Below are 13,792 nucleotides of genomic sequence, written 5' to 3'. Positions count from 1 at the left end.
ATCCTTAAAGAATGCGGTTTCCCGGGGGCGCCAGTCACACCTGCCGCATCTCCTCGAATGCTTCGCGCAGTTCCTTCGCCTCCGGAAGTTGACGCGATTCGACAGCGGATACCACTTCAGCGGCACGCCAGTAGTTGGACGGCACTATTCGACCCGACAAAATCGCTTGTTGGGCTACGTGACTGGATTCGTCCAGGCGATCACTCGCTATGAGCGTCAGGGCCAAGTCAAGATTCGCGGACGCGACCCGCCTGGGCCACTTCTGCACATCATCACTTGGCTTCAAACGAAGAATTACCTCGCGTGCATAAGATTCGCCTGCCGGGTCGCCGACCCACGCCAGCGTGGTGGCCGTATAGGCGACAGACTTGTCAGGATCGTACCGGTAATGATGTTCGGCCCTTTCAGGCTTGGCTAGCGGGCTCGCAAGTTTGGTTACCCGGTCAATCGCAGAGTACGTCTCCTGAGCGCGTCCTAGCCTCGCCCAGGCACGCCCTTCCTGCGCTGCGGCCTGGATAGCAACAGAACCTCCGGCAGAGGCAAGACCTTGGGCCGACTTGGACAACTCGACGGCCCGCGGGTAGTCGCCGTCTGTTAGTGCCCGCCATGCTTCGGTTTCATAGCACCACGCTCGAATTTCATCGTATTCTGCATGTCGCGCGAGACTCGCGGCAGTCCGCAAATTCGCCGATGCGGCCGACTGCTGTTTCAAGTCAATGTGAACGGTAGCCGCAAGCAAAGATAACCAGCCCCCGACTACCAGCAGCCTCCTGTGCTCAGCAAGCGTCTTCTTGGCGTCCATGAGGCTCATGACATACGACAACTGTCGACGTATACGTGGCAGAAGTTCCAGCGGGGACGCTGCGGGGTAGGCCATCGCAAGGTTGTCGAATATCGATTCAAGATGTGTCAGCGTGTCGTTGCCAACATCACTTGCCGTCATCCGTCGCGTTAGTTCTAGCGCGGCCAACTCATCATCGTGTTGCGCGAACGGTGCTTGCCACACGGATGACGCCTTCGGGTTCGGCGCGCCTAGCAGTTCATCGATAGGCACGTCGAAGATTCGTTCGAGGAGTCGCCCGGTTGTCGGCAGTGGTGGCCCGCTCGCCTTGCCGGAGATCAACCGTCCGAGGTGGCGCAGACTGAGTGTGCCTGGTTCGCCGTGTTCGCGCGCGAAGGTCTCGGCATACTCGACGAACTCTTCCTGCGTCTGTTGGCGGTCCCGGATTTTCGCTTCAAGCAACGTCCGGGCCGGTCGGCGAGAGCCCTGCTGCGGCACGTGGTCCCTCCCCCTGGCCGGTCCATGTCCGTTCGGTGGCACGTCGGCGTCATGTTCGCCGGCCAGCGCTGACGAAATGATGGCTTGAGTGTGGCACAGCGATTCTGGCTGGTCACGCATGGTCCGGTGGCGCAACTCCTTCGTTTCGCTTTCCTTGCGTCGCCGGACCCCTCGGCTACGGGAGGGGCAATGAGTCACTTGCTGCGTGCGGCAGCGGCACGGGGATTGTTCGTGACCTGGTGCTTCTGTGCGGCCGACGGGCTCGACCATGCGGTTACCGACGACGAGTTCGCACGCCTGTCGACGCAGGTAGGCGGCGGCCCGCGAGCGATCTGTGGCCACCAGGTACAGATCACGTCGGCGCTCGTACCACCTGGTCCTATCTGCCGGGCGTGTGTCGCTGGCATCGAGGCGGTTACCCGGCCGGAACCTACGCGCGACGCGAATAAGTCCTGGTGGCGGCGAACGGCTGGCCGCCGAGTTAAGTGAGGTTAGGCACAGTACGCCTCCCGTCCATCGCAACCACTTGTAACTGGTTGCGATGGATACGTCACTGTATGCACTATAACTGAGAGTTCCGCGCCAAGCGTGCGGTACGGAAAACAACAGGAGGCAGGAAAATGGGCAAGCGAGATGCCGACCGGGACGGCCAAGGCGAGGCGCAGCCGGACAAGTGGGAGAACTGGGGGAGCAAGGACGACGAGAACAAACACGAGGGCGACGACAAGAAGTAGGACGGCAGGAGCATCATCGTGACTGATTGGCGCGAACAACTCATTGTGCCGCGTGCGCCGTTCATCCCGTCCGTGGTGTGGGTCGATGACCCCACTACGGACGGGTTCGTCGCTGTATCGCGGAACGACGATGAGCCGCGCTGGCGTGCGCTGGTCGAGGCAGACGAACCGATCATCACTCAGGTTGACGACGGCACCACCGAACCGGGAACTACGGGGCTGCAGCCGTCCAGCTCGTGTAGCCAACCGTCGTTGGTCGCGGCCATGCTCAGCGCATTGGAGGTGCGCGAGGGGCATCGTGTGCTAGAGATCGGGACCGGGACAGGCTGGAATGCCGCCCAGTTGTCCGAGCGAGTGGGCACGGGTGAGCATGTGGTGACGGTCGAGGTGGACCCCGCCGTGGCCGGCGACGCCCGCCGCGCCCTCACCGGAGCTGGCTACTCGCCGTGGGTCGTGACCGGCGACGGCACCAACGGATACCCGCCCGCCGCGCCCTACGACCGAGTTATCTGCACGGCGTCTGTCCGTGCGATCCCTCGGGCGTGGATCGATCAGACACGGCCCGGGGGTGTGATAGTCGCGCCGTGGGGCACGGATTACGGAGACGACGCGTTGACCCGGCTGGAAGTCCACGAGGACGGTTCCGCTTCCGGCCGGTGCGGGATCAACCTGGCGTTCATGCGGATACGCCACCAGCGCCGAGATTTCCTTGAACCCACTGCCGACGAACTAAACGCGGCCGACGCGACACGGACCACGCGCGGCGGCAGGGAACTGTTCGAGATGGTGACCTTCGCCCGTGCCGCATTCACGATCGGGCTTCGGGTGCCGTCCTGCTATCTCACGGTGGAGGACGTGGACGAAGACCACCGCCTGATCGAGTTGCACGACGTGCGGTCACGATCGTGGGCGAGGGCTACGCTCGTGCGCGGAAAAGACCCGTGGACGGTTCATCAACTCGGGCCGCGTCGGCTGTGGAACGAGGTTGACGCTGCGTATGCCTGGTGGTGCGACGCGGGCAAACCGACCCCTGACCGCTACGGGCTGACCGTCACACCGGACGGCAGGCACGATGTGTGGATCGACGCACCCGACGACGAACGGCGTTGGTCCCTAACGTTTTGACTGGATGCGGCTTCGACCGCAAGATCCTTAAAGAATGCGGTTTCCGGAGGGGGCGTACCGGGATCAGAGGCGGCTGCGGAGGGCGTCGGCGGCGGCCAGTAGGTCCGCCGCCCAGCGGGCGCCCGGGCGCTGGCCGATCCTTTCCACCGGGCCGGAAACCGAGACGGCGGCCACCACGGTGCCCGCGCCATCCCGCACTGGCGCGGAAACGCTCGCGACACCAGGCTCGCGCTCGGCGACACTCTGCGCCCAGCCACGCCGACGTACCTCCAACAGCGTGCGCTCCCCGAAAACCGCCTCGCTCAGAATCGCGCGCTGGCTCGGCGCATCCGCCCATGCGGCGAGCACCTTCGCGCCCGAACCGGCCGTCATCGAAAGGCGCGTACCGATCGGCACGGTATCCCGCAGCCCACTCGGCGGCTCCGCGGTCGCCACGCAGACGCGCTGCATCCCATCCCTGCGGTAAAGCTGCACACTCTCGCCGGTGATATCGCGCAGCTTCGGCAGAATGCTCAACGCGGCATCCAGCAGCGGATCGGTTGCCCCGCCAGCGAGTTCGGTAAGCGCCGCACCCGGTCGCCACTGCCCGTCGTCGCCCCTGCGCAGCAAGCGGTGTACCTCGAGCCCTACCGCCAACCGATGCGCGGTAGCCCGAGGCAAACCCGTACGGCTGCACAACTCCGCAAGACCGCAGGGTTCCTTGGCGACCGCCTCGAGAACGGCCACCGCCTTGTCCAGTACGCCAATACCGCTATGCTGTCCCACGTCTCGATACTAGCTTCCCGTATTCTGAGAAGTCCAGATAGCGGGAAGTTCTAACTAGATTGGGAGTAGGCACTCGCTCTCGCGCCGGATCTAGCGCGGCTGTCGGCGGTTCGTGTGACATACCCCGGTTCGCGATGCGGCTGTGGCTTACTGCCCGAAAATGCGATGAAAGAGGAGCCTGTGATGGCGACTGAGCATGGGCGCACGCTCGCGGAAAAGGTGTGGGACGCGCACGTAGTAAGGCAGGGGGACGGCGCGGAACCCGATTTGCTCTACATTGACCTGCATCTGGTGCACGAAGTCACCAGCCCGCAGGCGTTCGACGGGCTGCGCCTTGCGAATCGTCCGGTACGGCGGCCAGATCTGACGATCGCGACCGAAGACCACAATGTGCCAACCACCGATATCGACCTCCCGATCGCGGACCCAGTTTCCCGGACTCAGGTGGACACGTTGCGGCGCAACTGTGCCGAGTTCGGCGTGCGGCTGCATCCGATGGGCGATGCGGAACAGGGCATCGTGCATGTCGTTGGCCCGCAGCTCGGACTGACCCAACCGGGAATGACCGTGGTCTGTGGGGACAGCCACACCTCAACCCACGGTGCCTTTGGCGCGCTGGCGTTTGGCATTGGCACATCAGAGGTCGAGCACGTGCTGGCCACCCAGACCTTGCCGTTGCGGCCATTCAAGACGATGGCGATCAATGTGCACGGCGAACTCCAGCCCGGCGTGACGGCCAAGGACATCATCCTGGCGGTCATCGCGAAGATCGGCACCGGTGGTGGGCAGGGCTACGTACTCGAGTATCGCGGCGAGGCGATCGAAGCGCTTTCCATGGAAGCGCGGATGACCATCTGCAATATGTCCATTGAGGCTGGTGCTCGTGCCGGGATGATCGCGCCAGACCAGGTCACCTTCGACTATGTGGCCGGCCGGGCGCATGCCCCGAGTGGCGCGGACTGGGATGCCGCGGTGGCCGCGTGGAGTGCGCTGCGGACCGATTCGGACGCCACCTTCGACGCTGAGGTGGACATCGACGCCAGCGCGCTGACCCCGTTTGTCACCTGGGGTACCAACCCCGGACAGGGCTTGCCGCTCGGTGAGTCGGTGCCGGACCCCGAGACGATCGCCGATGAGGGCACCAGGTTGGCCGCGGAGAAGGCGCTGTCCTACATGGATCTGGCGCCGGGTACCCCGCTGCGGGAGATCGCGGTGGACACGGTCTTCCTCGGCTCCTGCACGAACGGTCGGATCGAGGACCTGCGGGCGGCAGCGGAGGTGCTGCGCGGCCGCAAAGTCGCGGAAAGCGTGCGAATGCTCGTGGTTCCCGGCTCGATGCGGGTGCGGGTCAGCGCCGAAGCGGAGGGGCTGGACGCGGTATTCACCGAAGCGGGCGCGGAATGGCGGCAGGCGGGTTGCTCGATGTGTCTGGGGATGAACCCGGATCAACTCGCCCCCGGAGAGCGCAGTGCTTCGACGTCAAACCGCAACTTTGAGGGCCGGCAGGGCAAGGGCGGCCGCACCCACCTCGTTTCCCCGCTCGTCGCGGCGGCCACCGCCGTTCGCGGGACGCTTTCCTCCCCGGCGGATCTGTCCGATACGCCAGGCGATGGATCCGAGGCGGTCCTCGCCGGCACCGGTTCGGGCGCCGTGGACGCTGACTGAGCACTCTCACCCACCCTTAGCGGAAGGCAACTTTGATGGAACCATTTACCCAGCACACCGGCGTGGGTGTGCCGCTGCGCAGGTCCAACGTGGACACGGACCAGATCATCCCCGCCGTCTACCTGAAGCGGGTAAGCAGGACCGGCTTCGAGGACGGTTTGTTCGCCGCATGGCGCTCTGATGAGCAGTTCGTACTGAACCAGGAGCCGTTCCGAAACGGCAGCGTGCTCGTTGCCGGACAAGACTTCGGCACCGGCTCTTCGCGGGAACACGCGGTATGGGCGCTGATGAACTACGGCTTCCGCGTCGTCATCTCTTCGCGTTTCGCGGACATCTTTCGGGGCAATGCCGGCAAACAGGGCCTGGTTGCCGCGCAGTGCGAGCACTCGGACGTCGAGCAGCTGTGGAAGATATTGGAGAACGACCCGGGAACCGAGGTTGAGGTCGACCTGCGCGACATGACGGTACGCGCGAAGGACTTCCAAGCCCGGTTTGAGATCGATGAGTACACCCGCTGGCGGCTGCTGGAGGGGTTGGACGACATCGCCCTGACATTGAGGCATGCGAACGATATCGACACGTTCGAAGTTTCCCGGCCCGCGTGGAAGCCGGTGACCACGGCGCAGCCGAGCCACTGAGTCGAGTGCCGAATTCCTTGCGCGACCAGGGAATTCGGCACCCTCAGCAGGGCCGCTGAACAGCCTTCTTGTGGCTCATTTCACCCTCTTCAGTGATACCCAGCCCGGGGTCTCAGGGCGGAAACTCCGACGCGCCAACAAAAAAATTCCCGCGTGGCGCATGGAATTTGCGCCGTAGTGGGCTACCGTGGCGCAAGAGTCGGTCAATAAGTGCTGACTCGGATAGGGACTTCCGTGGGATCGGGGAGCCGAAGGTATGGGATGCGAAGCAGTCGCGGACCGGATAGCTATGCTGTACGGCACGCGGGTGAAGTATCTGCAACCAACGGGGACTGGGTCAGTAGTATTACTCCCTATCCGCGTGAGCATTCACAATAGGACCGTAAACAACGGTGTGCTTTCTGGAGGACTGGAAGGTGAATAAGGCCCAGCTCATTGAGGCGCTCGGAGAGCGCCTGGGCGACAAGAAGGCCGCGGGCAACGCGGTCGATGGTCTCGTCGACGTGATCGTTCGGACGGTCAACAAGGGCGAGAAGGTCAACATCACCGGGTTCGGCGTGTTCGAGAAGCGCGCCCGTGCTGCCCGGACCGCACGGAACCCCCGCACCGGGGAAACCGTGAAGGTGAAGAAGACCAACGTTCCCGCGTTCCGCGCGGGCACCATGTTCAAGGAAGTCGTGAGCGGCACCAAGAAGCTGCCGAAGCTGCCGGCGAAGAAGGCCTCGGCCAGCACCGGTACGCGGACGACCGCGACCCGCGGCACCACGGCCAAGGCCACCACCACGCGCGCCGCGAGCACGCGTAGCGCTGGCACTCGGGTCGCCGCGGCGAAGACGACGAAGGCGACTGCTGCCAAGGCAACCGCCACCAAGTCGGGCACTCGGGCAGCCGCGAGCAAGACCGCGGCGAAGAGCACGGCCAAGTCGACGGCGGCGAAGCGGACCACCACCAAGGCCGCTGCCACCAAGACCACGGCAAAGAAGACCACGGCCGCCGCTACCAAGCGGGCTACCCCGGCCAAGGCCACGACCAGCAAGGCGACCACGGCCAAGAAGGCCACCGCCGCCAAGAAGACCACTGCTTCGGCGAAAAAAAAGAAGTAGTGACCGATAGACGCTAAAGGGGCTCGGCAGACCTGCCGGGCCCCTTTGCGTATGTCTGCTCCAGTGCGGCAACTACCCGTCCGCCAGTCGAGCCGCCTAGCACCACCTGGCAACCCACTGTCCGGTTAGTCCAGTGCCTGGCTGGCCCCCTGTCCGATGCATAGCCGTGCGGGTCCCTGAGTTGGCTGTAGCGGGCTAATCCTGCCGCGCCAAGGGCTGAGTGCCGGGGACACCGTTCATGCCGATCAGCCTAAGCTGAGCCGGCCTACGGGTGGGCAGGCCTACGGATCGTCCCGGCTACGGCTGTGTCCTATTCGCCGGACGGTGCGGGCAGCGGGCTTGGAAAGTAGTTTGCGGCGATAAGCTGCGGTGTCGCCGGATTCTCACCTACGTTATTTGTTACCGCCCGGTTTCCGGCCGATTGATTTCCGACCGCAAAGGACAGTTGCCATACCGAGGCTTTCTTGCTCGTTACCGGACCGACGACGAGTTCGGCTTGCTCGGCCAACATCGCTACCAAACCGGGAATCGCGCCGCCTTGGCTGGAAACGACCGGTGTGCGCCCAGTCCGGGCGATCTCACGCAGTCGCGCCACCGCGGCATCGGGATCCTTGCGATAGCTTTCCTCGGTGAGTTCCGGCTCCATAACCACCGGCAGACCGAGATCGTCGGCAAGGCCCTGCACAGTTTGTACGCAGCGCAGCCTGGGGGCCGCATGTACGTCGGTGGGGCCGAACAGTGGGAGCAGCGTGCGTAACGCGGCGGCCTGCGTGCTGCCAACGGTGCTCAGTGGCCGCAGATCGTCGTCGCCAGTCCATTCTTGACGCTTACCCGCCTTGGCGTGCCGAATAAGTAGCAGGCTGTGCTGTCGCGGCGGCAGTGCGGTGAACCTGGTGAGAATCTCGGCGTCATCCGGATAGCTGAGCAGCTTCCTTGCCGCCGTCGGGGTAAACCAGCGCAATTCGTCGACCTCATCGTTGGCCTGGAAATGCCCTGCCATCGCCCGAGCGCTGAAGTACTCGACCCGTTTCGGTATACCGCCGGTATTCTCCGTGCTTGGTACGGAGTAGTTCGCCGCGCCGAGATAGCGGCCGAGAATGGCCGAGTAACCAGTTTCCTCGTGTACTTCCCGAGCGGCCGCCGCGGCCATCGTCTCGCCGGGGTCGAGCTTGCCTTTCGGCAATGACCAATCGTCGTAGCGCGGCCGGTGCACCAGCGCGACTTCGATCGAACCGTCGGATAACGGCTGCTCCGGCGCTGGCTCCCGCCATAACACCGCGCCGGCGGCATGAATCCGTCTCACCCGTTCGCTCCGTGGTTGGCCAACAGTTCGACCTGATGGTCGCGTACCCGGGAACCGTCTTTCGGCACTGGGGCCCACTCGCCGTTCGGCAGTAGCACCCAGGACCGGGTAGCTGGGTCAAAGCAGGAGTTGAGTACCTCGTCGAGCTGGGTGGTGAGCTTCGGATCGGTGACCCGAACCTGGACTTCCACCCGCCGATCGAGGTTGCGGTGCATCATGTCCGCGCTACCGATCCAGTACTCGTCCGCGCCGACGAAGTGGAACACCCTGGAGTGCTCCAGGAACCGGCCGAGAATCGAGCGGACCGAGATGTTCTCGCTGAGTCCCTCGATCCCCGGTTTGAGCGAGCAGATCCCGCGTACCACGACATCGACGGGCACGCCGGCACGGGACGCCTGATAGAGCGCGTCGATGACTTGCTCGTCAACGAGCGAATTCACCTTGATCCGAATTCCGGATTCCGCGCCGGTGCGGGCATGTTCGATCTCCGCGGCGATGCGGTCCACGATGCCGCGCCGGATCCCGTATGGCGCAACGAGGATGCTGCGGTAGCGCTCCCTGCGCGCGTAGCCGGTCAGCGTGTTGAACAGATCCGTGAGGTCAGCGCCGATCGTGGGCTCCGCGGTGAGCAGGCCGACATCCTCGTAGAGCCGCGCCGTTTTCGGGTTGTAGTTGCCGGTACCGATATGGCAGTAGCGGCGGATGGTGGTGCCTTCCTGGCGCACCACCAACGCGGTCTTGCAGTGTGTCTTCAGCCCGACGATCCCGTAGACCACGTGCACGCCGGCCTTTTCCAGTGCGCGCGCCCATTTGATGTTGGCCTGCTCGTCGAACCTTGCCTTGATCTCGACGAGTGCCACGACTTGCTTACCCGCTTCGGCCGCGGAGATCAGCGCGTCCACGATGGGCGAGTCACCCGAGGTGCGATACAGCGTCTGTTTGATCGCCAGTACATGCGGATCGGCCGCGGCTTGCTCGATGAACCGCTGCACCGTGGTGGAGAAGGAATCGTAGGGATGGTGTACCAGCACATCGCCCTGGCGCAGCGTGGCAAACACGCTTTTCGGGGTCTCCCGCTCACCGAACGCCGGATGGGTGGCCGGAACGAACGGCGGATACTTGAGTGCCTTGCGGTCCAGCGCGTGAATCTGATTGAGACAGGACAGGTCGATCAGCCCGTGCGAAACCACCACGTCCTTGGGATGTACGTCCAGCTCGCGCAACAGTAGTTCGAGCATATGCGTGCTCATCGCCCACTCGATCTCCAGCCGGACCGGCGGGCCGAACCGGCGCTGTGCCAGTTCCCGCTCCAATGCCTGCAGGAGGTCCTCGTCGCGATCCTCCTCGACCTCCAGGTCGGCGTTGCGGGTTACCCGGAATACGTGGTGCTCGATCACTTCCATACCGGTGAACAGCTCGCCGAGATGGGCGGAGATGAGTTCTTCCAGCGGGAGGAAGGTCACGTCCGGGTTGTCCGCGCGGGTGTTCTCCGCGCCGATCCGGATCAGCCGGGGCACGTTGTCCGGTACCTTCACGCGGGCGAATCGTTCGGTCGCCCCCTCCGGGTCGCGCACGGTCACGGCCAGATTCAGGGACAGTCCCGAGATATAGGGGAATGGGTGCGCTGGGTCAACGGCGAGCGGTGTGAGCACCGGGAAGATCTGCTCGGAGAAGTAGTTCGACAACCGCTGCTGTTCGTCAGCGCCCAATTCGGACCAGACGACGATCCGGATACCGTGCTCGGTCAGCGCCGGCCGGATGTGTTCCTCGAACGCGATGGTGTGCCGCTCGACGAGATCCTGATTGCGCTTGGAGATCTGCGACAGCTGCTCGCTTGGCGTCAATCCGTCCGCGCTACGTACGGAAAGTCCGGTTTCGTTGCGCCGCTTCAGGCCTGCCACCCGCACCATGTAGAACTCGTCCAGGTTGGAGGCGAAGATGGCCAGAAACTTGACTCGTTCCAATAGCGGCTGGGATTCGTCCTCGGCCAGCGCGAGTACTCGAGCGTTGAAGTCCTGCCAGGACAGCTCCCGGTTCGCGTAGCGATCCTCGGGGAGTTCGGTCGCCTGCGCCGCTGGGGTGACCGCGGGCGGCGCGGACGGCACCGACCGCACCTCGGTATCGCCCGGCGCTTCGGATCCGAGCGAATGTCTTTCGGTCGAGCCGGGTTCGACCGCCGTCCCGGTTCGAGCGGGCAGCGCCGGCGGCGTCTCCCTGAGGTTCGGCGGGTGGTTGGCGTCCTGACCGTTGGTACTCACACCGATATTGTCTCGTACGAAGCCTGTTGTGTCGCCTGGTCATCCGGCGTAGGTCAACGTGTCGAGCAGTGCGCTGGTATGCGGTCCGAGCCCGAGTTCGGCTGCCATGGCGAGATCCTCCGCGGTGTCCACGTCGCACCGTAGGGTGGGCACCGGAGCGGTCAGTTGGCGCGCCCCGGAGACGTGGTGGGCGTGTGCGGAATCGGGGCCAAACCGTGGATCCAACGCCTCGCCGACGGCGCTGACCAGCAGCGTGGTGCCGGTTTTCTGCCGGTCAGGGCAGTAAACCCGGTGCTCGGCGGCGGTGGCCAGCGCGGTGTCCAGATCGGCCGGGCGCAGTGCGGGTAGGTCTGCTTGCAGCGCGCCGATCGCGCGCGCTGGACCGGCCGGCTGGGTCGCCGCCAGCTGGGCCGCGCCGTACCGGTAGGCGGCGTTAAGTTCGGAAACCGGCCCTTCGCCGCATACCGCGAAGCCACGCTCGCGTAGCGTGGAATTCACCCTGCTGTCCGGGGTGACCACGAGTACCCGACCAACGCGTGCGGTCGCGCGCGCGGCGAGCACCGTGTCCAGGACCATGGCGAGTACCAGTTCGGTGTGCACGCCATCGGCTCGGCCGGCTACTCCGCGCAGGCGGGTTTTGGCGCTCCGGAGCGATTTGACCGGCACGACAAGATCGACCACGACAGTCACGACGCCATCATCCCCGATAGGGGCGCCGCCTGGGGCTGTCGTTTTCGACCGAGTTCGCGGGTGGCGGGTTAAGTTCGACATACGGTTGCCTGCGGACAGCCGAACCGGGGATACCCAGCGTGGCCAGGCACACTACGAGTGAACGGTAACTGGCCAGGAAGCAAGGAGGAGCGTTGGCTAAACGCGAGAAGGGCGGATTCTGGGTTGGCTGCGCGGCCGTGTTGTTTTACCCGCTGAGCTGGCTGGGACGCCGAATCTACCGCGGGACCGAGCGGATTCCGCGGGACGGTTCCGCGCTGCTCGTGATGAACCATGTTTCGCACCTCGACCCCGCGGTGGACGCGGTGTTCGTGCATCGCTGCAAGCGGGTCCCCCGGTTCATGGCCAAGGACAGCCTGTTTCGGATCCCGATCTTCGGCAAGATCCTCGGTGGCGCCGGCAGTATCCCAGTATACCGTGGCACCTCGGATGCGCGGGCGAGTTTGCGCGCGGCCAGGGAGGCATTGTCGGACGACAAGATCGTGCTGATCTACCCGGAAGGCACGATCAGCAAGGACCCGGAGGGTTGGCCGATGCGCGCCCGCACCGGGGTGGCCAGGTTGGCGCTGGACACTGACGCGCCGGTGATTCCGGTGGCGAGGTGGGGTACCAACCACATCTGGAACGGCTACACGAAGAAGTTCCGGCCGCTGCCCCGTAAGACCATGTATCACATCGTCGGCGAACCGGTGGATCTGTCCGCCTATCGCGATCAGCCACAGTCCAATGAGGTGTTGCGCGAGGTCACGGATCTGTTGATGGTTCGGGTGCGCGAGCTGCTTGCCGAGGCGCGTGCGGAGGAAGCGCCGGAGGAGTTCTACAGTCCCGGTCGCTCCGGCAAGTCCAAATCTGGTGAGTCCCAGTCCGGTGAGTCCCAGTCTGGTGAGTCCCAGTCCGGCGACGGCGACCCCACGGCGAAGTGATGGCGGCGCAAGGTACAGCGGTTGGCGAGCCAGGCGACGATACCGGCGTGCCGGTAGCACCACAGGTCCAGCGGGTAACCGTGCTCGGCGCCGGTTCCTGGGGCACGGCCTTCGCGAAGGTGCTCGCGGATGCCGGTCGCGATGTCACGCTCTGGGCGCGCCGGCCCGAGGTCGCCGATGCGGTGAACGCGCGGGCTAACCCGGACTATCTGCCGGATGTGCGGTTGCCGGATCGCCTGCGGGCGACCACGGACGCTTGGCAGGCACTGCGTGACGCGCAAGCGGTGGTGTTTGCCGTGCCCAGCCAGAGTTTGCGGGCGAACCTCACGGTCTGGCGTGAGCTGTTGCCGCCGGAGGTTCCGCTGGTGAGTCTGGCAAAGGGGGTCGAGCTTGGCACCATGCGGCGGATGAGCCAGGTGATCACCGAGGTGGCCGAGGTATCCGCGGAACGCGTGGTTGTGGTCGCGGGCCCGAGTCTGGCCAGGGAGATCGCGCAGGAGCAACCGGCTGGTGCGGTGATCGCCTGCGCTGATCATGATCGCGCCGTGGCGGTACAGCGAGCTTGCTCGAACGGCTACTTCCGGCCGTATACCAACACCGACGTGCTCGGTTGCGAACTCGGCGGTGCGTGTAAGAACGTGATCGCGCTGGCCTGCGGGATGGCCGCGGGGCTCGGCTTCGGGGACAACACCCTGGCCACGTTGATCACCAGGGGACTGGCGGAGATTTCCCGGCTTGGCGGCAAGCTCGGCGCCGATCCGCTGACCTTCGCCGGGCTGGCTGGTCTTGGCGATCTGGTGGCGACGTGTACTTCGCCGCTTTCCCGTAACTGCAGTTTCGGCATCCGGTTGGGCAAGGGGGAGACGCTGGCGCAGGCGCAGCAGGCGACGCACGGGCAGGTTGCCGAGGGCGTGAAGTCATGCACTTCGATCGTCGAGCTGGCGGCTGCGCACGGGGTGGATATGCCCATCGCCGACGGCGTCCGGCGGGTGTGCCATGAAGGGTTGCGGCCCAGGGACATGGCCGCCGAACTGCTCGGCAGGCAGCGCAAACACGAATGGCGCTGAGTTATCTGGCTGGGTTATCTGGCCGCGGCACACCCCGCGTGCCGCCGGTGATCGCAATCCGTGGGGATCTTGCGGTGACTGCGTGTGACCGCGTTCTTTAAGGTTAGCGCGGCTTTCGGAAAGCGCTGGTGGGCGCCGCGCGCGCCCGCTAGTGTTCCGCCCGTGCACCGACGTTATCCGCATTGCCCGCCGCCCCGCCGCTG

Annotated in this window: 11 protein-coding genes; 6 read left to right on the top strand and 5 right to left on the bottom strand. The window is 64.9% G+C overall.

The features are described from left to right. Positions 1 to 34 precede the first annotated feature (34 nt). The gene (locus EV191_RS16315) at positions 35 to 1,279 is read right to left on the bottom strand and encodes an NsdA family TPR-like regulatory protein (protein WP_243658992.1); all 1,245 of its coding nucleotides are present in this window, start codon (positions 1,277 to 1,279) and stop codon (positions 35 to 37) included. Positions 1,280 to 2,031: 752 nt separating this feature from the next. Between EV191_RS16315 and EV191_RS16310 the strand changes: the two genes are divergently transcribed. Beyond that, on the top strand, positions 2,032 to 3,138 hold the full coding sequence (locus EV191_RS16310; RefSeq protein WP_132877905.1) for a methyltransferase domain-containing protein: 1,107 nt from the start codon (positions 2,032 to 2,034) through the stop codon (positions 3,136 to 3,138). 63 nt (positions 3,139 to 3,201) lie between these two features. Here the strand turns inward: EV191_RS16310 and EV191_RS16305 are convergent, their stop codons facing one another. Further along, entirely contained in the window at positions 3,202 to 3,903 is a 702-nt protein-coding gene (locus EV191_RS16305) for an IclR family transcriptional regulator (RefSeq protein ID WP_207894549.1), read from the bottom strand. 183 nt (positions 3,904 to 4,086) lie between these two features. Between EV191_RS16305 and leuC the strand changes: the two genes are divergently transcribed. The 3 genes from leuC to EV191_RS16290 all read left to right on the top strand — a co-directional run bounded on the left by leuC (position 4,087) and on the right by EV191_RS16290 (position 7,309). Continuing rightward, the gene (leuC, locus tag EV191_RS16300; RefSeq protein WP_132877904.1) at positions 4,087 to 5,568 is read left to right on the top strand and encodes a 3-isopropylmalate dehydratase large subunit; all 1,482 of its coding nucleotides are present in this window, start codon (positions 4,087 to 4,089) and stop codon (positions 5,566 to 5,568) included. Between the two features lie 35 nt (positions 5,569 to 5,603). After that, the gene (gene leuD, locus EV191_RS16295; RefSeq protein WP_132877903.1) at positions 5,604 to 6,206 is read left to right on the top strand and encodes a 3-isopropylmalate dehydratase small subunit; all 603 of its coding nucleotides are present in this window, start codon (positions 5,604 to 5,606) and stop codon (positions 6,204 to 6,206) included. 392 nt (positions 6,207 to 6,598) lie between these two features. Then, positions 6,599 to 7,309, top strand: coding sequence for an HU family DNA-binding protein (locus EV191_RS16290; protein WP_243658991.1), 711 nt, complete (start codon positions 6,599 to 6,601; stop codon positions 7,307 to 7,309). Positions 7,310 to 7,619: 310 nt separating this feature from the next. Here the strand turns inward: EV191_RS16290 and EV191_RS16285 are convergent, their stop codons facing one another. From EV191_RS16285 to cofC, 3 genes are read right to left on the bottom strand one after another with little or no spacing between them, the layout of a single operon-like run. Next, on the bottom strand, positions 7,620 to 8,603 hold the full coding sequence (locus EV191_RS16285; protein WP_424565474.1) for an NUDIX hydrolase: 984 nt from the start codon (positions 8,601 to 8,603) through the stop codon (positions 7,620 to 7,622). A gap of 5 nt (positions 8,604 to 8,608) precedes the next feature. Then, on the bottom strand, positions 8,609 to 10,870 hold the full coding sequence (locus EV191_RS16280; protein WP_243658990.1) for an RNA degradosome polyphosphate kinase: 2,262 nt from the start codon (positions 10,868 to 10,870) through the stop codon (positions 8,609 to 8,611). A gap of 39 nt (positions 10,871 to 10,909) precedes the next feature. Beyond that, positions 10,910 to 11,560, bottom strand: coding sequence for a 2-phospho-L-lactate guanylyltransferase (cofC, locus tag EV191_RS16275; RefSeq protein ID WP_243658989.1), 651 nt, complete (start codon positions 11,558 to 11,560; stop codon positions 10,910 to 10,912). Positions 11,561 to 11,733: 173 nt separating this feature from the next. Between cofC and EV191_RS16270 the strand changes: the two genes are divergently transcribed. After that, positions 11,734 to 12,522 carry a lysophospholipid acyltransferase family protein gene (locus EV191_RS16270; protein WP_132877899.1) on the top strand — a complete coding sequence of 263 codons (789 nt, stop codon included), beginning with the start codon at positions 11,734 to 11,736 and terminating at the stop codon, positions 12,520 to 12,522. Next, a complete protein-coding gene (locus EV191_RS16265; RefSeq protein ID WP_132877898.1) occupies positions 12,522 to 13,589 on the top strand; it encodes an NAD(P)H-dependent glycerol-3-phosphate dehydrogenase in 1,068 nt (355 codons plus the stop codon). The genes EV191_RS16270 and EV191_RS16265 overlap by 1 nt, the downstream gene beginning before the upstream one ends. Positions 13,590 to 13,792: the final 203 nt, after the last annotated feature.

This window comes from Tamaricihabitans halophyticus (genome assembly GCF_004340875.1).
GTDB classification, from domain to species: Bacteria; Actinomycetota; Actinomycetes; order Mycobacteriales; family Pseudonocardiaceae; genus Tamaricihabitans; species Tamaricihabitans halophyticus.
This window is presented reverse-complemented; position numbering and strand designations above follow the sequence as displayed.

What these genes read in the sequence shown, in the direction of transcription:
- leuC (WP_132877904.1), top strand. Translation starts at nt 4,087, where the DNA reads ATGGCGACTGAGCATGGGCGCACGCTCGCGGAAAAGGTGTGGGACGCG.
- leuD (WP_132877903.1), top strand. Translation starts at nt 5,604, where the DNA reads ATGGAACCATTTACCCAGCACACCGGCGTGGGTGTGCCGCTGCGCAGG.
- EV191_RS16265 (WP_132877898.1), top strand. Translation starts at nt 12,522, where the DNA reads ATGGCGGCGCAAGGTACAGCGGTTGGCGAGCCAGGCGACGATACCGGC.